General features: G+C 56.9%; 18 protein-coding genes. 11 read left to right on the top strand and 7 right to left on the bottom strand.

The window, feature by feature from the left end:
* The first annotated feature begins 120 nt into the window (after positions 1-120).
* From JJO78_RS14060 to JJO78_RS14050, 3 genes are all read left to right on the top strand, one after another.
* Complete coding sequence (locus JJO78_RS14060) at positions 121-1,224, top strand: porin (RefSeq protein ID WP_075194273.1); 1,104 nt, start codon at positions 121-123, stop codon at positions 1,222-1,224.
* Positions 1,225-1,467: 243 nt separating this feature from the next.
* Positions 1,468-2,637 carry a nitric oxide-sensing protein NosP gene (gene nosP / locus JJO78_RS14055; RefSeq protein ID WP_075194476.1) on the top strand — a complete coding sequence of 390 codons (1,170 nt, stop codon included), beginning with the start codon at positions 1,468-1,470 and terminating at the stop codon, positions 2,635-2,637.
* Complete coding sequence (locus tag JJO78_RS14050; protein ID WP_075194274.1) at positions 2,615-4,876, top strand: NahK/ErcS family hybrid sensor histidine kinase/response regulator; 2,262 nt, start codon at positions 2,615-2,617, stop codon at positions 4,874-4,876. Before nosP ends, JJO78_RS14050 begins: the two co-directional genes overlap by 23 nt.
* A 4-nt stretch (positions 4,877-4,880) precedes the next feature.
* Here JJO78_RS14050 and JJO78_RS14045 read toward each other — a convergent pair whose 3' ends face one another.
* The gene (locus JJO78_RS14045) at positions 4,881-5,558 is read right to left on the bottom strand and encodes a response regulator transcription factor (protein ID WP_075194477.1); all 678 of its coding nucleotides are present in this window, start codon (positions 5,556-5,558) and stop codon (positions 4,881-4,883) included.
* Between the two features lie 287 nt (positions 5,559-5,845).
* On the opposite strand from JJO78_RS14045, the gene JJO78_RS14040 reads away from it, so the two are divergent.
* The 5 genes from JJO78_RS14040 to JJO78_RS14020 all read left to right on the top strand — a co-directional run bounded on the left by JJO78_RS14040 (position 5,846) and on the right by JJO78_RS14020 (position 11,071).
* On the top strand, positions 5,846-6,844 hold the full coding sequence (locus JJO78_RS14040; protein WP_075194275.1) for an ABC transporter substrate-binding protein: 999 nt from the start codon (positions 5,846-5,848) through the stop codon (positions 6,842-6,844).
* Positions 6,841-7,617, top strand: coding sequence for an ABC transporter permease (locus JJO78_RS14035; protein WP_075194276.1), 777 nt, complete (start codon positions 6,841-6,843; stop codon positions 7,615-7,617). The genes JJO78_RS14040 and JJO78_RS14035 overlap by 4 nt, the downstream gene beginning before the upstream one ends.
* Positions 7,610-8,284, top strand: a complete 675-nt coding sequence (locus tag JJO78_RS14030) for an ATP-binding cassette domain-containing protein (RefSeq protein WP_075194277.1) — start codon at positions 7,610-7,612, stop codon at positions 8,282-8,284. Before JJO78_RS14035 ends, JJO78_RS14030 begins: the two co-directional genes overlap by 8 nt.
* Positions 8,285-8,375: 91 nt before the next feature.
* Entirely contained in the window at positions 8,376-10,472 is a 2,097-nt protein-coding gene (locus JJO78_RS14025) for a T6SS phospholipase effector Tle1-like catalytic domain-containing protein (RefSeq protein WP_075194278.1), read from the top strand.
* Positions 10,472-11,071, top strand: coding sequence for a DUF2931 family protein (locus JJO78_RS14020; protein ID WP_075194279.1), 600 nt, complete (start codon positions 10,472-10,474; stop codon positions 11,069-11,071). The genes JJO78_RS14025 and JJO78_RS14020 overlap by 1 nt, the downstream gene beginning before the upstream one ends.
* A gap of 31 nt (positions 11,072-11,102) precedes the next feature.
* Here JJO78_RS14020 and JJO78_RS14015 read toward each other — a convergent pair whose 3' ends face one another.
* Genes JJO78_RS14015 through JJO78_RS14000 form a run of 4 tightly spaced genes read right to left on the bottom strand, consistent with a single transcriptional unit; the run spans position 11,103 to position 14,828 of the window.
* A complete protein-coding gene (locus JJO78_RS14015; RefSeq protein WP_075194280.1) occupies positions 11,103-11,906 on the bottom strand; it encodes an ABC transporter permease in 804 nt (267 codons plus the stop codon).
* 2 nt (positions 11,907-11,908) lie between these two features.
* Positions 11,909-12,631 (bottom strand): ABC transporter ATP-binding protein, encoded by a 723-nt coding sequence (locus JJO78_RS14010; RefSeq protein WP_075194281.1) that lies wholly within the window; start codon positions 12,629-12,631, stop codon positions 11,909-11,911.
* A gap of 7 nt (positions 12,632-12,638) precedes the next feature.
* Positions 12,639-13,613, bottom strand: a complete 975-nt coding sequence (locus JJO78_RS14005) for a YVTN family beta-propeller repeat protein (RefSeq protein WP_075194282.1) — start codon at positions 13,611-13,613, stop codon at positions 12,639-12,641.
* 42 nt (positions 13,614-13,655) lie between these two features.
* Positions 13,656-14,828: an ABC transporter substrate-binding protein gene (locus tag JJO78_RS14000; RefSeq protein WP_087148963.1), complete on the bottom strand. Its 1,173-nt coding sequence runs from the start codon at positions 14,826-14,828 to the stop codon at positions 13,656-13,658.
* A gap of 122 nt (positions 14,829-14,950) precedes the next feature.
* On the opposite strand from JJO78_RS14000, the gene JJO78_RS13995 reads away from it, so the two are divergent.
* Together JJO78_RS13995 and JJO78_RS13990 are read left to right on the top strand one after the other, a co-directional pair.
* Positions 14,951-16,222 (top strand): sensor histidine kinase, encoded by a 1,272-nt coding sequence (locus JJO78_RS13995; protein WP_226909975.1) that lies wholly within the window; start codon positions 14,951-14,953, stop codon positions 16,220-16,222.
* Entirely contained in the window at positions 16,219-16,875 is a 657-nt protein-coding gene (locus JJO78_RS13990) for a response regulator (RefSeq protein WP_036210434.1), read from the top strand. The genes JJO78_RS13995 and JJO78_RS13990 overlap by 4 nt, the downstream gene beginning before the upstream one ends.
* A 12-nt stretch (positions 16,876-16,887) precedes the next feature.
* Here the strand turns inward: JJO78_RS13990 and JJO78_RS13985 are convergent, their stop codons facing one another.
* Positions 16,888-17,541 (bottom strand): pentapeptide repeat-containing protein, encoded by a 654-nt coding sequence (locus tag JJO78_RS13985; protein ID WP_075194283.1) that lies wholly within the window; start codon positions 17,539-17,541, stop codon positions 16,888-16,890.
* A gap of 66 nt (positions 17,542-17,607) precedes the next feature.
* Positions 17,608-19,461 carry a methanol/ethanol family PQQ-dependent dehydrogenase gene (locus JJO78_RS13980; RefSeq protein ID WP_075194284.1) on the bottom strand — a complete coding sequence of 618 codons (1,854 nt, stop codon included), beginning with the start codon at positions 19,459-19,461 and terminating at the stop codon, positions 17,608-17,610.
* Between the two features lie 366 nt (positions 19,462-19,827).
* On the opposite strand from JJO78_RS13980, the gene pedF reads away from it, so the two are divergent.
* Entirely contained in the window at positions 19,828-20,256 is a 429-nt protein-coding gene (pedF, locus tag JJO78_RS13975; protein ID WP_036205991.1) for a cytochrome c-550 PedF, read from the top strand.
* The last annotated feature ends 19 nt before the right edge of the window (positions 20,257-20,275 follow it).

Genomic DNA, 20,275 nt, shown 5'->3' with positions numbered 1-20,275 from the left:
TGGCGCATTTTCCACCCCCGCTGCTTCGCCGACCATTGAATTCAGGCGAAAGAATGCGCCTGAGACACGGGTAACCACCCGCTGCTCAACACCCAGATTCAATAAAAACCGGGGGAGTTTATGAACAACAACAATTTCCGAAAGTCAGGGCTGGCCATCGCGATGGTTGGTGCGATGTCGGTCAGTGCCGGCGCAAACGCGGCAATCGAAGTGTACAACGAAGACGGAACCAGCTTTTCCGTGGACGGCTATTTCAACGCCTTCTACGTTAACCGTGACGACAAGCTGAACGACACTCGCAATTCCGACGTGAAAATGGGGTTCCTGCCCAATACGATCGGTTTCAACTTCAGTAAGGAAATGGGCGACCTGACTCTGGGTGGCCGGTCTTCGTTCTGGTCCACCATCAACGACAGCCTGCAGTCACCGACAGATACCGCCATCGATGTGCGTCAGTTGTACGCCACGGTAGATGGTTCTTTCGGTCAGGTTCTGATTGGTAAGGACTTTGGTCTTTACGCCCGCTCCAACATCTTCCTGGACGAAATCCTGATGGGCTTCGGTTCTCCGGGGGCAGCCACCGGCGTTTCCTTTGGTAATATCCGCACTGGCTACCCTTATCCCAATCCCTCTGCCCAGATTACCTATCGGACCCCGGATATGGGCGGCTTGAAGGTGGCTGCTGGTATTTTTGAGCCTGCCAATACCACACCGGGTGCGGAGTCAGAACAGTCCGCGCCGCGTTTCGAAGCAGAGGTTACCTACAGTGCGGACCTGAACGGCCTGGCGTTGACAGGCTGGGTTAATGGTCGCCATCAGAGTTCCGAGAACGCAACCACGGAAGTGGACAGCCAGGGCCTTGGTTACGGCCTTAAGGCGTCGGTTGCAGGGCTGTCGCTGACGGCCTCCGGCTTCACTTCTGAGGGAGACGTGCCTGTATTGCTGACAGATGCGGCCCTGGCTTCCGAAGAGGACGCCGACGGCTATTTGCTTCAGGGATCCTATACCCTTGGCGCCAATCGGCTGGTGCTGTCCTACGGCGAAACGGACTCTGACCAGGGGGATTTTGAAACAGAGAACACCTCGGTCGCGGTCTTCCATGATGTAAACAGCAACTTCAAGCTGGTTGCCGAATACAACATGTTTGAGCAGACCACGAAGTCCACCGGCGCGGATGCAGCAGAGTTCGACACCCTGGCGCTGGGTGCTGTGATCACGTTCTGAGTGTTTGAAGAGAGCCCCAGCACCGGCAAGGATTCCCGGCGCCGGGGCCTCGAACTTAAGACTAAAGTGCCGGTTTGCTTTCCCGCAAATCGGCAGCGCCAGCAGGCATTGATTCAGGAGGGTTTTTAATCAATGGCTTACGATCATTTTGGCGCGCCAATTAAAAGCACTGAAGTCGCATTGGCTCCGTTTGCGGATTCCGTAGAATCGAGTGAAAGCCACTCGGTTTCGGAGCGCGTATCCATGAAACCCGTTACCACGCTGCCTGCCGTTCGGGTAGCCAGCTCGCATGTTCGTGATCCGATGCTGGCCGCTACCAACCTTGCCAGCGAGCTCAGTCATGAACACCTCGGCTGTGTCCTGTTTTTCTGTTCCGCTGAATACGATCTCGGCCGTCTGGGCATTGCCCTTGAACATGTCTTTGATGGCGTGCGGGTCAGTGGTTGTACGTCTGCGGGGGAAATTACACCGGAAGGTTACGGCCGGGGCTGTATCACCGCTATTGGTTTCGACCGGCGTTACTTTTCTATTGAATGCGCCCTGATCAGTGAGCTTGAGCATTTCACCCTTCACGACGCCCAGGGGGTCATTGATGGTCTGTTGTCCACCTGTCGTGATGCCGGCCTGGCATCGGTCAAGGGCAACACCTTTGCCATCACTTTGCTGGATGGGCTGTCGAGCCGGGAAGAGCTTGTGCTGGCGACACTGAATGCCGCGCTCGGCACTATCCCACAGTTTGGCGGATCCGCGGGCGACGACGAGCGCCTGGCCAATACCCACGTGTTTTTTGAGGGCCGGTTTCACACCGGGGCCGCCACTGTGATGCTGGTTAATACGCCGTTGGACTTCCGTGTGTTTTCCACGCACCACATGCAAGCCCGCGAAGAAAAACTGGTGGTTACTCACGCAGATGCTAAGAGCCGGACCGTCTATGAGTTGAACGCGGAACCGGCAGCGGAAGCCTACGCCCGCGCAGTGGGCGTAGCGGTGGAAGAGCTTGACCGCAAGGTGTTTGCGCTGCGACCGATGGGCGTGCGGATCGGGGGGCACTATTTCGTGCGCTCGGTACAACGGGTGAACGCCGACGGGAGCCTGACGTTCTACTGCGCGGTGGAAACCGGCATCGTGATGACCGCCATGGAGCCTGGCTCACTTCTTGAGAGCGTGCGCACGCAAATTGAGGCCTCCGAGCGGGTCGTGGGCCCGCCACTGGTAACCATCGGCTGCGACTGCTTTCTTCGTCGTCTGGAGGCGGAGTTCACCGGCGTGGTGGATGAAGTGTCAGATTTCCTTCGCCATCACAAGGTTATTGGCTTCAATACCTATGGTGAGCAGTTCGACGGTATGCATATCAATCAGACGTTTACGGGGGTGGTGATTGGTCAGCCCGATGCCGGTTACGGTCACAACTGAGGCTGATCCCGACAACCGCAGGGATCAGCGGATTGCCGAGCTGGAGGCGGAGAACGAACGCCTCCGAAAGATAAGGGACGCTCTTATTGTTCGGGTGGAATCCGGCTCGGCTCACAAACCCGAACCCTATGCGGCGTTTGAACACTCGGTGGTTCTGGCGGAGCAGGTGCGGGAACGTACGGAAGCGCTCAACCAAACCATGGATGAGCTCAAGCACAGCAACAAGGCCCTGAACAGGGCCCGCGAAGAGGCTGAAACCACGCGCCAGCGTCTGGCAGACGCTATCGAAAGCATTGCTGATGGCTTTGTGCTTTTTGATCACCAGCACCGCCTTATTCAATGTAACAGCCGGTTCCGCAGTTACTGGGCCGATGCCCGGTTGGATGTTCCTCCCCCCGGCACTTCTATCGCCGATCTGAAGGCCATGGCGATCAATTCCGGGCTGGTGGTCGAAGAGCATGTGAATGAGTCCTCAGAAGGGGCGGTGTTCCTGCTGTCCAATAGCCGTTGGGTGCAGATGACGGAAAGGAGCACCCGTGAGGGTGGGCTGGTTGTTCTTTACTCGGACATTACTGACGTCAAGAACAGTGAAATGGCTCGCCGAATCAAGGCGCTTGAAGAGAGCGAGCGCTGGATCCGCGTGGTGACGGACCATGTGCCCGCACTGATCGCCTACGTGGGCGCGAACATGACCGTGCAGTTCTGCAACAAGGTTTATGAAGCCTGGTATGGCCGCAATGGTGAGTCTCCACTTGGTAAACACCTGGAGAACATTCACCAGCCTGAGCTTTACCAGCGGCTCATGCCTCATATGCAGGCGGTGCTCAGGGGTAATAGCGTTAACTTCGAATTCGAGGAAACCAACGACACCGGAGAGACCCGCTACATGCTCCGCGCCTACGTACCAAACGTGGACGACCACGAGGAGGTTATCGGGTTCTTCGTGCTGATCCGGGACATTACCGACCGCCGCAAGACCGCGCTGGCACTGGAGCAGGCGTACGATAATCTGGAACGGCGGGTGAAAGAACGTACCGCAGCTCTTACCGGCCTCAACAGTCAGTTGCGACAGGAAATCAGTGAGCGGGCGGCGGTGGAAGCGCGACTGCGTGACGCCAAGATGGACGCCGAGCGCGCCAACTTGTCGAAAACCAAATTTCTGGCGGCGGTCAGCCATGATCTGCTGCAGCCACTGAATGCAGCTCGCCTGTTCACCAGTTCTTTGTTGGAGCACTCCTTCGGGCCCAAGGCCGAGGGACTGGTGCGATCGGTAAGCACCTCCTTGGACGATGTGGAAAACCTTCTGGGCACCCTGGTGGACATTTCCAAGCTGGATGCCGGCGTGATCAAGCCGGACATCATGGCCTTCGACTTGCGGGACCTGCTCAACAACATCGCCCGTGAGTTTCGTCAGATGGCACTGGCGGAGGGGCTGACGCTGGACTTCGTGCCATCCTCGGCAATCGTGGAGTCCGACTCCCAGCTACTGGCGAGGATTCTTCGCAACTTCCTCACCAATGCCATTCGTTATACCGGTACTGGGCGCATTCTGCTGGGGTGCCGCCGGCATCGGGAGCATGTATTGCTGCAGGTGTGGGACACCGGCCCTGGTATTCCGGAGGACAAGCTGACCGAGATTTTCCAGGAGTTCAAGCGCATTCGCCCCGCTGGCTCGCAGCCGGACAAGGGCCTTGGGCTGGGGTTGGCGATCGTCGACAAGATTTCCCGCATGCTGGGCCACGAGGTGACGGTATCCTCGATAGAGGGCAAAGGCTCGGTGTTCAGTGTAAAAGTGCCGGTCGGGCGGTTGTTGCCCAAACAGCCGACAGCGGATGACGACCGCGCAGTGTCAAACCACGGCGGCCTGGGTGGCGCCAGGATCTGGGTGATCGACAACGACCATGCCATCTGCCAGGGCATGCAGACGTTGCTGGAAGGCTGGGACTGCCAGGTGGTTTCAGCGGTTTCCCTTGGAGATCTTGAGCGACAGCTGGACCCGGCCAAGAGTCCCGTGGACCTTATCCTGGCGGATTATCACCTGGACAACGACGAAAACGGGGTAGATGTGGTAGCCGAGATCAATGGCCGCCGCCATTGCCCGGCGCCGGTGGTCATGATTACCGCCAACTACACCAACGAGTTGAAGCAGCACATCCGCGAGTTGGGGCATGTGTTGATGAACAAGCCTGTGAAGCCGTTGAAGTTGCGCAGTGCGCTGAATCACCTTTTGAGAGGGTGATCTCCTACCGCTTCAGATACTGACTGAAATCCACGTCGCTGGCCGACAGAATCGCCTGCACCCGGTTGTGAACCCCCAGCTTACGAAGAATCGCCGAGACGTGGGCTTTTACCGTGGTCTCTGCAATGTTCAGGTTGTACGCAATCTGTTTATTGGATTCCCCTTTGGACATACGCTCCAGTACCAACAACTGGCGGCGGGTCAGGGAGTTCAGCAGCTCTGGTGAAATCGGGTTGTCCTCATGACGGCTACGGCGATGGGTGCTTTCCTTGCCGGTACGGATAATGTCGGAAGGCAGATAAACATTGCCGTTGAGGATCTGCTGAATGGCTTCCGTCATCTGGGCGCGGGGAGAAGATTTGGTAATGAAACCGCAGGCGCCGTAGGTAATGGCCTGCAACACCACCTGCTTGTCTTCCTCCGCCGATACAATGACCACCGGGATGGTTGGCGCTTCGTTTCGCAAGGTAATCAGACCGTTCAAACCGTGCATTCCCGGCATGTTCAGATCCAGCAGGATCAGATCCAGATCATCGTTTTCGCGGGTAATGTCCAGGGCGCTATCGAGGTCGGCAGTTTCAATGATCGTACTGCCGTCAAAACCGGTCGATATCACGCTGCTGATGGCCTCACGAAACAGCGGGTGGTCGTCGGCGATCAATATTTTGTAGGTTGGCTCCATCACTGGTTCCACCGGTTTGTTGTCGTTATCAGGGACGGTTTTCGGGACATCATAGCGCTTTTCGGGAGAGAGTGTGGCATCGGGCTCATTCAGCATGGCGGCCTCCTGGGACAGGGGATCTCCCAAGTGGGGTGTGATCCTCTGGTTATTATTGTGATGATTGCATTACACGCTATCCTCGTCTTGGGTTGAATGCGACCATCGCACCAAAAAACAGGCACCAAAGTACTATTTTTGCCGGCTGGCGGGCTTCGTATCGTGGAGGGATGAGCCAACAAACCATAACAATGCCTGATCCCGTATTTCCCGTTGCCGCTGTCCGCGCTGCCTGGATGGCTATGGCCATCGTGTGGTTGGTTTTTGCGCAACCCGGGTCAGCTATTGCCAGCGATAACCAACCCTTGCCTGTGTTGTCCGTCAGTGTGTTGCAGTTCGGCACTGCTCACTGGGAGTTGGACCATATACTTCACCGGAGGCTGGACCGGAAGAACGGCTTCCAGTTGGAGCTCACGCCGGTGGCTAACCTGCCCGCGTCCCGCCTGGCGGTAACCAGTGGCTCCGTCAACGGGGCCGTAGCCGACCTGCTTTGGGCTCAGGCCCGTTTTGAGGACGGAGCGCCTCACCTTTACGTACCGTTTTCATCCCAGATTGGCGATATCGTGGTGGCTGAAGACTCCGATATACACGCCGTGGCCGATCTGGCCGGCACGCGTATCGGCGTTGCAGGCGGGCCGGACAGCAAGGGCTGGATACTGTTGCAAAAGGTTGCCGAGCAGCAAGGGATCAAGCTTGCCGAATCTGCCGAGGTGCAGTTTGCCGCTCCACCGCTGCTGAGCCAGGCCCTGAGGCGGAGCCAAGTGGATGTCATCATTACCTACTGGCATTTTGCGGCACGCCTGACAGGTGAGGGTGGCTGGCGCTCGGCGTTCAGAATGTCGGACCTTCTGGCCGCTATCAAACTGGACCGAAATTTGCCGGTTCTGGGGTATGTTTTCCCGGCTGATTGGGCGGACGACCATCGCGGATTGATGGACCGATTTGCCAGATCTTTGCAGCAGGCCAAGAAAGAGCTCTCGGATAGCGAAAGGTTCTGGCAACGCTTGCGGCCACTGATGGGTGAGCCTGACGACGCTGTGTTTCAATCGCTGCGGAAAGGATTTGTGGCAGGCGTACCATTACCGCTAACGGACCAGCGCATTGCGGACCTGCATCGTCTGCTGGCGCTCACCGGTGCCAATCCTGACAATCGTATGCCCGCCGACCTGTTCCACCGGGGCCAACCGTGAGCGCCTTCTCCGGCCGCCCTCCGGCCTGGAGTTACTGGGTGGTGTTGCCGTCTCTCGTCTTTTTCTGGGCGGCGGTTGCCTGGGTGATCAAGTCCCCCTTGCTGCCGACTCCCCTCGACGTTTTAGATTCCCTGATGCAGGAATCCGAATCCGGAGCCCTATGGCACCACCTTGGTGCCACACTAGCGCGTGTGGTGGTGGCCTTTGCATTGGCCATGCTGCTCGGTACCGGGATCGGCATTGCTATGGGGCGCTCCCAAACTACCAATGCGCTGTTCGATCCTTTGCTGGTCCTGCTTCTCAACCTGCCCGCGCTGGTAACCATCATCTTGATGTATGTCTGGTTTGGCCTGGTCGAAGTGGCAGCGGTGATGGCGGTGGTGATCAATAAGGTCCCCAATGTGGCGGTGACGGTTCGGGAAGGGGCCCGCAGCCTCGACTACCGGCTGGAGGAAATGGCCACCGTCTACGAGTTCACCCGCTGGCAACGGTTTCGTGAGGTCTGGGTACCACAACTGTTTCCCTATCTGATGGCGGCTACGCGTGGTGGCTTGGCTCTAATCTGGAAAATCGTGCTGGTGGTCGAACTGCTGGGTCGTTCCAGTGGTGTCGGTTTCCAGTTACACATGGCCTTTCAGGTGTTCGATGTGGCTTCCATCCTCGCCTACAGTCTGGCCTTTATCGCCGTGGTGCAACTCATCGAGTTGGCCATCCTGCAGCCCCTTGAACGCCGCTCCAGTCGCTGGCGTCAGCCGGAGGCCGCCCATGCTTGAGCTACAAATCGCCGGGCGCAGTTTTGGCAAACCCGTATTGGGTGAGGTCTTCGCCACCATTGAGCGGGGCGATCGCATCTGCCTGTTAGGGCCGTCCGGTATTGGCAAAACCACCCTGTTGAACGCCATCGCCGGGCTCGACAAAGCACTCCCGCAGGGTGCCATTATTGGCCGCGAGACACTGCGGGTTGGCTACCTGTTCCAGGAACACCGATTGCTGCCCTGGCGAACCCTGAATGCCAACCTCCAGCTTGTAGGGGCGAGTGATGAGGAGGCTGAAATCGTTCTGGGCCAGGTGGGCCTTGCCGGATACGGTCACTACCTGCCGGACCAGCTTTCCATCGGCATGGCTCGACGAGCCGCACTCGCACGTTGCCTGGCGGTTAAACCGGATTTGTTGTTGCTTGATGAGCCCTTCGCGTCGCTTGATCCGGTAAAGGCGGGAGAACTAAAAACACTGATTGCTGGCATCATGGACGCCAATGCCAGCATGGCCATGATTTGCGTAACCCATGATGGGCGCGATGCCGAGACTCTGGCGAACCGTCTATGGTATCTGGATGGTAGTCCAGCGCAGTTGCAGTGGGACGATGCCATTGGTGAGCCCCGCTTGATCAGCAATCTTCTTGATAAGTTGCGAGATGCGGAGGACGTGGACCTGGTTTAGTGACATAAACGTGACACTCGAATTGTTGCCTTCGTGAAACTTCGGCTAACATGGTCAGCCTGTCTTTTACCGTCAACAAGGAGTGCTGACGATGGGCTTTATGGACCTGGTCCCGGTTTGGGACCTGAAGGCCTACCACCTTCCCCGCATTGAATCCCCCTTTATCGCCACCAGTATGGCTAGGCGCGTTATCCAGGACGATGGCAGTGTCCGCGCGCGCATGGAATCGGCGTTCGGGCCCCAAACCCGCAGCGGCCATCATCTGACCGAAACCGTCTGCCGGGCAGTCAGCGATAACAGGCTGATGCTTGTCTATACCGGGTCCGGCCGGCCCCTTTCTCCCGTCGTGAGCTGGCTGCCAGACGATAGCCTGCCCGCGGGAGGACGCTGGAGGTTACGCAGTGGCGGAATGAACTCACCTTATGCCATCCAAAAAGGCGTAGCAGAGCTGAATGCCTGCGACATTACCCCTGAACAACTGCGCCAGTATCATCCCCAAGGCATTGGTGGGTTGGGTGTAGGGTTGTTCTCGGCGAATTATCGTCAATGGCGGAGATCTGAGCGTGAGTCGCAAGACGGGGCGGAAGATCATCGATTGAGCCTGCCGCTGGGAGCCTCTGCTTCAGTGGCATCGCTGAGTGCTGCGGCAGCACTGGCCGCCGAGAAAACAGATTCCTCCAAGGCTGTTCCTCCCAAAGTACATCTGGAAGTCGGGATATTTACCGACGGCACCATGAACAACGCTGCCAATGCACGCTCGTTTGCCGAGCAGCTGGAGCGGGATTGTCTGATTCCCTATGAAAACGATGAGATAAGTCGGGAGGAGTGTGAGTGGCGAATTCGCCTGATGATGGGGGATAGTTACGCCAATGGCCTTAGCAACGTGGCTAAATTGTGGGACTTGTATGTAGAAGGCCGTAACGAACTGGATGATGCCGTTAGGTATAGGCGTAAATTGTATGCTCCTGGAGTAGGCACCAAGACCGGAGGTGACGATGTTTTATATGGGGCGATAACTGGTATGGGAGAGTCTGGTGTCGTCCAGCAGGTGAAGGGCGTGTTTGTGGATCTAGCACGAGAGGCGAAGGAAATTCTGCAAACATTATCTGTTGAACAGCGAAATAGACCTTTTGAGAGATTAACACTCGACCTGTTCGGCTTCAGTCGGGGTGCGTCCGCTGCCCGCCATGCTGTCCATGAAATCAGCAAGGGGGAGAGCGGCCTTTTGGCCAAGACTCTGTTCGAAAACGGTATATCTTGGCCGAAGCACATAGAAATTCGTTTCGTGGGTCTGTTCGACTCCGTGGCAGCCATTGTGAACCCTGCGGCCGGTGACCTTTCGGCTCACAATGATCGCAACCATCCTGTAAGGCTTTATCTGGACTCGGACAAGGTAGATCGTGCGGTACATCTGACCGCTGCTCACGAACACCGTAAGAATTTCGCCCTGAACAGTCTAAGAAGTCGCGACGGCAGCTTGCCTGCCAACTTCCGAGAGATAAACCTGCCGGGTGTCCACTCTGATATAGGTGGTGGCTATAGCGACAACCAGAGAGAAGAAGTGTTACTGAGCCCAATTCTACACGTGCCCCGAAACCGGCTGCGCTGGCCAAAGAAAACCATGCAATGGGATGATTTGGAGTTTCAAAGAAAACAAATTGTGGCGGAAGGGTGGGTCGGTCCCCATAGCTTGCCAGTGCAGCGATCAGACCACGCGCAGAATGGGCCAAGCGATCCAGGTTCTGGAGAGCCCGCGCGACTCGAGATCGTTAGCCGACGATATGACCATCCGGCCCCAGATGGCCGAGTCGATCTAGTGTTGCGGATGCAGCGCCAGGTGCGCGGCGAGTATTCGAGAGTTGCTATGCGGTTGATGCACCATTTTGCGAGAGAGGCCAAGGTGCCGTTCAACGCCGTTGAAGCGAAAAAGAGCGACAACGCGCTACCCGAAGAACTTGAACCCATTTTCTCAGAACTTATCGATCAGGTTTGCGTGGGTAATGACTCGCCTTCACTTGCACAAAAAGACTTGAACTTGTTGCTTCAGCGATATATCCATCATTCATCGCACTATAACAGTGTCACGACTCAGATTGCGGGTGAATCAGTGACAATTGAGGGCGTTTACCCCAACTCGCCAGCGCCCTCCGGGGAACGTTTGGTTTATCCACAGATGGAAGGCGAATAATGATTAGGAAGATCTCGGTCGCTTGGGTGTTAGTGCTGGCTGTATTGGCCAGTGGCTGCGCATCTCCGCAAGATAATGACTCCATTTGGTATATCGATGTGGCTGCTCCCGAACACTATGATGTTTGGGGGGTAGAAATGTTCTTAGAGAAGACTGGCGAGCGGAGTTGGCGTCAGCCCGTCGGCTACGTAGGTTGCTGCTGGGAGGGGCCTAACGGCCCAACTGGGTCTGGTTCCAGGGTTGATCCGTTTCCAGAACTGATATGGATACGTTGGTTCTCATTTGCCGAGCAAAAGTATTACGTCAAGCTGATCGAAGTGCCGCCGAATCTGTTAGAACGCATGCGGAAGCCTGCACCCTACGCAACGCAGGTTGATATGCGTTCTGGGCCAAGAGATACCATGGTTATTGGTTTGGCTCCTGGTGGTACTGTCGTGGTTTGGATCTTGAACCAGATAGGCAACGAGATAGAAGTAATGCGCATGAAGGCGACCGAGGTGCCAGGTGATCCGGACGATTTTGAAGTGGGAACCCGAAACTACCTAGAAAAGCACGGCGACTACCTCCAAGAACACGGCGTACCAAAGGAAGGTTGGTAAGCGGGTACCCTGCCTGCCGAATGCCTCTCGGTCAGGCAGGCTTTGTCCCCAGTATCTTGGTCCTCTGCGGCCGAAACCCCGCCGTTGCCAAAAGTGCCAGCACGACCGTTACACTGGCGGTAATGCCGAAGGCGGTGGGATTCCACTCCAGATACAGCGAAAACCGGATCGCTTCCACTGCGTGGGTGAACGGATTGAACTGGCAGACCCAGTACAGCCAGGGGCTGGCTTCGTTCATTTTCCACAGGGGGTACAGCGCCGAAGACATGAAGAACATCGGGAAAATGACAAAGTTCATGACCCCCGCAAAGTTTTCGAGTTGCTTGATCCAGGTGGCAATCAGCAGGCCCAGCGCACCCAGCATCAGGCTGGTTAATACCAGGGCCGGAAAGACGGCCAGGTAGCCCCACAACGGTGGCTCCACATCCACCAGCAATGCCAGCATCAAGAACACATACACCTGCCCGACCGACACCACCCCCATCGCCAGCAACTTGGTCACCAGCAGGAACGGCCGGGGCAAAGGGCTCATCAATAAAACCCGCATACTGCCCAGTTCCCGGTCATACACCATGGAAAGCGCCCCCTGCATGCTGTTGAACAGGATGATCATCCCGCACAGCCCGGGGGCGATGTAGGTCTCGTAAGTGATGTAGGTCTGGTAGGGCGGAATAATGGAAATACCCAGCACCGCCCGGAAGCCGGCGGCAAACACCACCAGCCACAGAAGCGGCCGAACCAGGGCGCTGGCGAAGCGAGTGCGTTGTTGCCAGAAGCGCAACCACTCCCGCGTCTGGATGCCGACAAAACAGTGCCAGTAATGGGCCGCTTTCATGATTATCCTGCCCCCGTCAGCGAGTGAAACGTTTCCGCCAGGTTCCGGGTGCCCTCGGCTTCGCAAATGTCCTGGCCGGAGCCATCGGCCAGCAGTTTCCCCTGGTGCAGGATCAACACCCGGTCATCCTGTTGCACCTCCTCGATCATGTGCGTCGCCCACAGCGCGGTCAGGCCGGCCTCGTCGCACAGAATGCGAACATGTTCGTTGAGCGCTCTGCGACTTGCCACATCCAGGCCGACAGTGGGCTCATCAAGCAGCAACAGAGAGGGCTCATGAAGCAAGGCCCGGGCAATTTCCACACGCCGTCGGTGGCCGCCATTGAGCTTGCGCACGGGTTCGTTGGCGCGCTCCAGCAGTTCAAAACGAGCCAGCTCGCGATCACCCCTCGTTCGGGCGTCTTTGCGAGATAATCCGTGCAGCGCGGCGTGATACTGCAGGTTCTGGCGCACGGTCAAATCAAGATCCAGAGCGTTCTGCTGGAACACCACACCAATCTGGCGCATGGCCTCGGATGGCTGTTTTTTCAACGATTGACCGGCCAGCAGTAGTTCGCCTTGTTGGAGCGCCAGAAGCCGGGTTAACAAACCGAACAGTGTGGACTTGCCGGCGCCGTTGGGGCCCAGAAGAGCGTGGAAACGGCCAGAGGTCAGCGCGAAGCTGACCTCTTTGAGCACGGGCTTGTCGCCGTAGCGAAAGCTGATATGGCTGGCTTCAATGGTCATGCTGGTGTTATGAGGACGGATCAATGACCACACCCCAGGGGTAGCGGCCGACCTTGATGGATTTGATCACCTTCAGGTCTTCGACATCGATCACCGAAACGTCTCCTGAAACGCCGTTGGTGGTATAGAGATGTTTCTCATCCTTATCGAGATCCAGTTGCCATACCCGACTGCCCACCAGTAGATAATCCAACACTTCATAAGTCTGGGCATCGACGACTGCAACATGATTTGATGGGCCGAGCGCTACGAAGGCGTATTTTCCATCGGAGGTCAGCTCGATACCGACGGGCTGAACGCGGTCCTGATTCACGCCAGGAACCTTGAACGACATCTCATGGATCTGCTCCAGATTGTCCACATCGATGATGTGCACGGTGCCGCCGATTTCCGCCGAAGCCCAGGCAATCTTGCTGTCTTTGCTGAATTCCACGTGGCGGGGGCGTTGCCCGACAACGATGTTCTTTTCAATCTCAAAGGTCTCGGTGTTGATCCAGTGCAGCATGCTGGTGGTTTCACTGGTGTTGACCGCCCATTTTCCGTTCGGGCTTACAGCCATGCCTTCCGGCTCTATACCGACGTCAATCTGGGCCAGGACGTCTTTTGTGTCCACATCCACCACTGTGACGATGGCGTCGTCCTCGTTGGCGATGTACAGATGCTTGTTGTTCGGGTGAAGTGAGAACTGTTCGGGATCTTCACCGGAGGGCAGGGTGTCGACGATCTTGCGGGTCGCCAGATCCAGCACCTGCACAGTATCGTCGTCACTGGCGCAGATATAAAGCTTGGTGTGGTCCTTGGACAACAGGATGCCCCGTGGCCGCTGGCCCACATCAATGGTCTCAACAACTTCCTGAGTCTCGGTGTCGATGATGGAAAGGGTGTTGTCTTTTTCGTTGGACACGTAGGCAAGGCTGGCCATGGCCGGTGTCGACAGGCCGACGATGGCGACCAGGGCGGCGTGCTTGAGCAGAGACTTCATGGTGTAACTCCTTCTTGTTATAGAAAGCTTCCGCCAGAGCGGTCAGCCGTTGATGCGACATTCGCTCTCTGGTTTGTCGAAACCGAGCGTGTCCATGTCCGTGTTGGGATGCAGAAACCCCTCGAACGGTGCCCTGGCAACCAGTCCCCGTGGATGAACCAGGGGAATTGGCTGTCGAAGTTGGCCGTTCCAATCGCGATAAGTCAGCTTGCGGCCCTTGAAAGCGGCAAGCTGGAATTTGTCGCTGAAAAGAAAACTTCGGATTGCGTTGGGGCTTGCGTCACCCAAGTCAGTGACGGCTGTGCCGATGGAACGAATGGCTGCCCAGGTGGCATAGTCCTCGCCGTTCATGTCGCGGCCAGCCAGATCACGGAAGCGGCTTTGCAGTTGAGCGGCGCCCCAGCTTTCCACTACCCGGTGCCAGGTAACGGGGGACATCCCCTGAGTGCCGACGACAGGTCGCGGCAGCCATGTATTAAAAGGCACGTACTCGCCAAAATCGCCTCGAACATCCGCCACCACAACGGCATCGTAGTCGCTGGCCTGGGTAAACAACGGCAGTTCCCTGGAGGCGGTGCGGCGAAGGTCGGCGTCAAAGGTCCATGGTTTGTCTTCAATAACTTCCAAACCGAAGCGCTTGGCAGATCTGCGAAAGGCATTGGCCCAGACTTTGTCGTCGTCAGTGGGCCCGGTAATCAAGAAAATCTCGTTCCAGCGCCGTTGGTTCAGCCACTGTGCCAGTGCGTCCGTCAGCATGGCGTAGCTGGGCATGGTATGGAGCAGGTTGGCGTTGCATTCGATGGTTCGAAGCTCGTCCGCTTTTGAACCGGCATTGAACAGAAGTGTGTCTGCGTCCGTCTTTGCGATCATTCTCTTCAATGTCTGTGCCGGAGTATTCACCACGAACAGTTCGATACCGGACGCGCGCAGTTGGTCGAAAGCGGCCATCGCCTCGGCTTCCGAGTCGGCAACCCTGCTTTCCAGGGTGTAGGTCTGCCCGAGAAACTTCCCGGTGGTGCTGTTGTCCTGCATGCCCAGTTCTGCGCCTTTCAGGCCGGCGTCTTCCGGTTCGGGAAGGACATTGGACAAGACCGGGCCCTGGTCCGGATGCCATTGCACATACCCTACACGTACCTCAAGAGAATCTGCTTTCAGCGGGGCGGTGCTGAGGATGGCTGCCAGTATTGCGGTTGCAGTCCTGAACAAAAGAGACATGAAGTTCTCCGGTTTATTGTTGTGCTTCCAGCTTAGAGAAGGGAAAAAGTCCCGGAAATATTCAGAAAGTAGGAAAGTGCCGGTACTAAAGAACTATTCCGGTCAGAAATAGGGCGTTTAGCATGATTGGTATAGGTGCCAAAGCCTTTGACTGGACCAAAATAATGACGGCTTACCGGAAAATTTCCCTGACCATGCTGGCGGTATTTGTTGTCGTGTATCTGCTGGGTGCTGCGTTGTACATTGGGCAGGCGCAGCACGATGTTCAGCGTGAGCTCACCGGCGTGTCAGGTCTGGCGAAAAGTCTGGGCGATCCTCAAGGTCTGCCGGCTAATGTGGTTGCGAATATGCGGCACATAAAGCCAGTGGCCGACAAGGCAGACGACAATGGGCATGTGCCTTCCTGGTTTTCGTCCATGGTGTCGGGACAGGTGTCTTTTCCCTCGGTCAATGGCTGGCGGATTGATCCCGCTGATGAGGTCGAGGAAATCTGGGAAGGGTTCCTGCTGGTTTCCTTTTCCTACGCAGTGGGTATGGTTTTGTGCTTCATGGCACTCTACGGAATGGTCAGGCAGGGGCTTCGGCCCCTGGTTTCATTGGCAAGCGCTCTGGAGGCTGTGGCCGGGGGGGAGCTGACGTCCAGGCTGCCAAGGCAGAGTATCCGAGAACTGGATACTCTGGCCGGTCGGTTCAATGCAATGGCCACCGCGCTGGAAAAGGAACAGAAAACCGTCAGCCACCTGCTGAACGAACTGCTGCAGTTACAGGACCGGGAGCGATCACATATTGCCCGTGTCTTGCACGATGATCTTGGCCAGTATCTCACCGGTATTCGTGCGCAGGCGCGAAGCTGGGTGTACGACCCCGAATTGAACGAACGACAGAAGCAACAGGCAAAAGATCTAGCGGGACACTGTGAAACCGTGCAACAGCATTTCCGCCATTTGTTGCAGGATCTGCACCCATTGGTGATGGAGCAACTTGGCCTGGACAGCGCCATTCGACACCTGGCGGAACAGTGGCAGCAGTTGAGCGGGCTGGACTGTCGGCTTGATATGGATACGCAACTGCCGCAACTCACCGATGAGCAGCAGACACATCTCTATCGTTTCCTTCAGGAGGCGCTGAACAACATATCCCGACACGCCAGAGCCCGCTGCGCAATACTGGCGGTTGCTCAACATTCCGATGGACTGCGGATTGACATTCGGGACGACGGAGCCGGTGCAGAGAACTTTCCCGCGAAGGCGGGCCTGGGCATTCGCTCCATGCGTGAGCGGGCGCGATGCCTCGGCGGAAAGGTGCAATTTTCCAGCAAGGTGGGTGAAGGCACACGAATACGCCTTGCGGTGCCTTTGTCTGAATCCATTACAGCGCCAGGAGGTGCCGTGTGAAACTGATGATCGTTGATGACCATCAGGTTGTGCGTCAGGGGATTGCCAACCTGCTGAGGTCGATGATACCCGCCGTCGCCATTGTCGAAGTGGAAACAGGACAGGATGCGGTTGCCCGTTACGCGGACCACCAGCCGAATGTCGTGCTGCTGGATATGGGGTTGCCGGATATCTCTGGCCTGGAAGTGGGGCGCCGACTTCGTCAGCGCTGGCGCAGCGCCGCCATTCTGTTCTTTACCATGCACGATGAACTACCAATGGTGCGCCAGGCCCTGGATGTTGGTGGGCTGGGATTTGTATCCAAGAGTTGCGCCCCCGAAGAATTGGCGGAAGCGGTCAAACGGGTAGCGGCGGGCCAACCCTACATCGAGCACCCGATTGCGACCCGGCTGGCTATGAATCAGGAAAGACCGGTGGATCACCGTCTGCGCGATATCACACAGCGGGAGATGGAAGTTTTGCTGATGTATGCCCGGGGGGAGAGTGTTCCGGGGATTGCCGGGCGCCTGTGTGTTAGCAATAAAACGGTTTCCAACCATCTGGCGGTATTGAAAAGCAAACTGCAGGTGGCCTCGTCAGTGGAGTTGATTCACCTGGCTGTGGATGCTGGTCTGATTCGGTACGGGCAATTGGGAGAAGGCCAGCGGGTGTGAGCCCGCCCACCATTACCAATCGAAAGGGCAGGCCGTGCAGCCTTCCATGTAGGTACCCTCGAACGTTGCGTAATGTATCCGGGTTCCGGTGAGATTGGCGTTAGACAGATTGGCCAGTCCGAGCTTGGCCTCCTGAAGGTTGGCTCCCCGCAGATTGGCACCCTTCAGGTCGGCTTTTGGCAGCCAGGAGATTTCAAAACTGCTGAAGGCGAGATTGGCGTTCTGCAATGAAGCGCCTGAGAATCTCGAAAAATCGAAATTGGCCCCCGTTAGATTCGAGCCGCTAAAGTCAGCCCCCTGGGCAAAAAGGTATTGCCCCTGCATGCCCTGAAGATCTGCATTTTTCAGCGATGCTCCCCGCATGCTTGCTCGGTAGGCCTGCAAACGGTAGCCAACGACGTTGTCCAGACTTGCTCCATCCAGATTGGCACCTCTGAGGCTTGTATGGCTCAGGTTGGCGCCTGAAAGGTTAGCGCCTTTGAAATCAGCGGAACGCAAGTCCATGTTGGACAGATCGGCGCCCCGAAGATCCGCTCCGGGGCACTGGGCCCGGCGCTCAAGAACACAGCCGTTGAATGAGGGCGCATGATCCTGGCCGGCCATGTAATCGCCGGCGAACGACTGTGAGCACAAAGCCATCATGGAAGCAGTAATAACGAATTTCATGGTAGTCACTCCCGAACAGATACAAAAAAGGGCCTGGCGTTAAGCCAGACCCAGGTCGGAAATTGGTTAGCGTGAAGCCTGCGCCCAGGAGGGCATCTTGAACACCCAGAATGACCCGCCTTGAGAAATGGGCTTGGTCAGCTCAGCCATATCGCCGCCCCACAGTGGCACTGCACCGCCGTAGCCAGAGGCAACGCCGATATACTGCTCACCGTCCATCTCCCAGGTGATCGGAGACGAAATGATCCCGGAGCCGGTCTGGAACTTCCAGAGTTCTTCGCCGGTTTCGGCGTCAAAGGCCTTGAGGAACCCGTCTCCCGTGCCTGTGAATACCAGGCCGCCCTTGGTGGCAAGAACACCTGCCCACAGGGGCATATTTTCCTTGTGCTCCCATTCAATGTCGCCGGTGATGGGGTTCATGGCACGGAGGATACCCACATGGTCGTCATACATGCGCTTGATGCGGAACCCCTGACCCAGGTAGGCCGCGCCTTTTTTGTAAGTGACCTCCTCGGTCCAGTAATCCTCTTTCCAGTGGTTGGCTGGCACGTAGAACAGACCGGTATCCTGGCTGTAGGCCATAGGGTTCCAGTTTTTGCCACCGAGGAAGGGCGGAGAAACTTCGATGGATTTGCCGCGGGTTTCGCCTTCAGCTACGGGTGGTGGGCGCTGGCCTTCGGCTTCGATTGGACGACCGTCCTCGCCAATCCCTTTGGCCCAGGTAATATTGTCTACGAACGGGAAACCTTTTTTGAAATCGCCGTTGGTACGGTCAACAACGTAGAAGAACCCATTGCGATCGGCGTGCGCTGTCGCTTTTACGGTCTCCCCGTCCTCATCGTATTCAAAAAGCACCAGTTCGTTGTTGCCCGAGAAGTCCCAGGCATCGTTGGGTGTGTGCTGGTAGAACCATTTCACTTCGCCAGTGGACGGGTCTACGCCGACCTGCCCGGACGTGTACAGGTTGTCGTAGTCGGCGGGGTCGCCACCGGGTGATGTGCGCTTCCAGGTGTTCCATGGGGCAGGGTTGCCAGCGCCGATGATGATGGTATTGGTGTCGGCATCGAAGCTCGCGCTCTGCCAGGGGGCACCGCCACCGTGGCTCCAGGCCTCGACCTTTCCAGTTTCAGTGTTGGGATCGTCAGGCCAGCTCGGTGCACGAGGATCGCCGGTCGGTGTGCTTTTCTCGCCATTCAGGCGACCATAATGCCCCTCCACGAATGGACGCATCCAGATTTCTTCGCCGGTATCAGGGTCACGCGCAAACAGTTTGCCCACAACGCCGAACTCATCCCCGGACGACCCGTGAATCAGTAGTACCTTGCCGGACTTCTGGTCTTTCACCAGGGTTGGAGCCCCGGTCATGGTGTAGCCTGCTTCGTGGTCGGCGAACTTTTCCCGCCAGGCTACCTTGCCAGTGTCCTTGTTTAGGGCAACGATGCCGGCGTCAAGGGTGCCAAAGAAGACCTTGTCACCGAAGATGGCTGCGCCCCGGTTCACAACGTCGCAGCACGGGCGGATGCCCTCGGGCAGGCGGTGATTGTATTCCCAGAGTTTGTCTCCGGTTTTGGCGTCCAGGGCGTAGATTCTGGAATAGGAACCGGTGATATAGATAACGCCGTCGTGAATCAGCGCCTGCGATTCCTGCCCCCGCTGCTTCTCGTCGCCGAATGAGAAAGACCAGGCCGGAACCAGGCGCTCAACGTTCTCGCGATTAACAGTGGTCATCGGGCTGTAACGTTGTGCCTTGGGGCCGATGCCGTAGCCAAGTACGTTTTCCGTGGTTTGTGCATCGTTGGCGATGTCGTCCCACGTCACGTCTTTGGCGTGCACCTGAAGTGACAGAGCGACTGATGAACCCAGCATCAGTGCCAGGCTGATCCCGCGTATAAGCGGATGCTTTTCTTTGGTGGTTTTCATACATGTTCCCCTTGGTTTTTGTTGTGACTAACGCCCTGCTTAGACGTCGACGCACTGAGTATTAGCTGCGTAGCCAACGCCAGGCGACGGAAATACCCATGCTGGATCCGGGAAAAAACCAGAAAAACCCGGGAAAATATCCCGATAAGCGTGCTTGTAGCTGAGAAACGGGCAGTTTTCAGACATTGCCTTTCGATCTCATGCTTTGGCCTTCGCTCTCTGCGTCTACTACCAAGGAACTACACCAAAACCTCCAAAGTGGCATTCGGATTGAGCGGTGCGATTCCTAGACTGGGAGCAAGCACATTGGCGTCTGACAAAACCAACAGCCAATGGATGAGGAATCAAATAGCAGAGGTAGCAACAATGACCACGCCCTTTTCACTTCACACGCTGCTGGCAGCCGCTCTTTTGGGAGTTGCTGGTCTGGTAATGGCTCACGGCAACGTGACTCCACAGGAGGTGGACACTGGTGACCTGCCTGAACTCGGTGACGAAGTGCGATCGCAGAACCCGTTTCGGGAAGGCAATGAGTATGGCAAGCACAATGCCCAGGCCGTGACAGTGGGAGAGAGTGCGTACGCCGGCAACTGCGCAGGCTGCCACGGTATCCGCGCTATGTCCGGCGGCCTGACGCCCGACTTGCGTGAGCTGACCGAGTGGGATGACGAGTATTACGTTACCCGAGTGCTCAACGGCACTGACAGGGGCATGCCCGCTTGGAAGAAAACACTGGACCAGAACGCCATATGGGCCATTCGGACTTATGTGGAGTCTCTGCCGAAGCCGGAATGATCGCTTCTCGGATCTTCAT

Origin of the sequence: Marinobacter sp. DS40M6, assembly GCF_028581595.1 — a bacterium.
In the GTDB taxonomy this organism is placed as follows: Bacteria; Pseudomonadota; Gammaproteobacteria; order Pseudomonadales; family Oleiphilaceae; genus Marinobacter; species Marinobacter salarius.
The sequence above is the reverse complement of the archived record's forward strand: the minus strand, read 5'-3'. Positions and strand labels throughout refer to the sequence as shown.

Excerpts from the sequence above, each read along its gene's own strand:
- JJO78_RS14045 (WP_075194477.1), bottom strand. The coding sequence starts at position 5,558 with ATGGAGCCAACCTACAAAATATTGATCGCCGACGACCACCCGCTGTTT.
- JJO78_RS14010 (WP_075194281.1), bottom strand. The coding sequence starts at position 12,631 with ATGACCATTGAAGCCAGCCATATCAGCTTTCGCTACGGCGACAAGCCC.
- pedF (WP_036205991.1), top strand. The coding sequence starts at position 19,828 with ATGACCACGCCCTTTTCACTTCACACGCTGCTGGCAGCCGCTCTTTTG.
- JJO78_RS14040 (WP_075194275.1), top strand. The coding sequence starts at position 5,846 with ATGCCTGATCCCGTATTTCCCGTTGCCGCTGTCCGCGCTGCCTGGATG.
- JJO78_RS14020 (WP_075194279.1), top strand. The coding sequence starts at position 10,472 with ATGATTAGGAAGATCTCGGTCGCTTGGGTGTTAGTGCTGGCTGTATTG.
- JJO78_RS14005 (WP_075194282.1), bottom strand. The coding sequence starts at position 13,613 with ATGAAGTCTCTGCTCAAGCACGCCGCCCTGGTCGCCATCGTCGGCCTG.
- JJO78_RS14060 (WP_075194273.1), top strand. The coding sequence starts at position 121 with ATGAACAACAACAATTTCCGAAAGTCAGGGCTGGCCATCGCGATGGTT.
- JJO78_RS14050 (WP_075194274.1), top strand. The coding sequence starts at position 2,615 with ATGCCGGTTACGGTCACAACTGAGGCTGATCCCGACAACCGCAGGGAT.
- JJO78_RS14030 (WP_075194277.1), top strand. The coding sequence starts at position 7,610 with ATGCTTGAGCTACAAATCGCCGGGCGCAGTTTTGGCAAACCCGTATTG.
- JJO78_RS13995 (WP_226909975.1), top strand. The coding sequence starts at position 14,951 with ATGATTGGTATAGGTGCCAAAGCCTTTGACTGGACCAAAATAATGACG.
- JJO78_RS13980 (WP_075194284.1), bottom strand. The coding sequence starts at position 19,461 with ATGAAAACCACCAAAGAAAAGCATCCGCTTATACGCGGGATCAGCCTG.
- nosP (WP_075194476.1), top strand. The coding sequence starts at position 1,468 with ATGAAACCCGTTACCACGCTGCCTGCCGTTCGGGTAGCCAGCTCGCAT.
- JJO78_RS13985 (WP_075194283.1), bottom strand. The coding sequence starts at position 17,541 with ATGAAATTCGTTATTACTGCTTCCATGATGGCTTTGTGCTCACAGTCG.
- JJO78_RS14025 (WP_075194278.1), top strand. The coding sequence starts at position 8,376 with ATGGGCTTTATGGACCTGGTCCCGGTTTGGGACCTGAAGGCCTACCAC.
- JJO78_RS14015 (WP_075194280.1), bottom strand. The coding sequence starts at position 11,906 with ATGAAAGCGGCCCATTACTGGCACTGTTTTGTCGGCATCCAGACGCGG.
- JJO78_RS14000 (WP_087148963.1), bottom strand. The coding sequence starts at position 14,828 with ATGTCTCTTTTGTTCAGGACTGCAACCGCAATACTGGCAGCCATCCTC.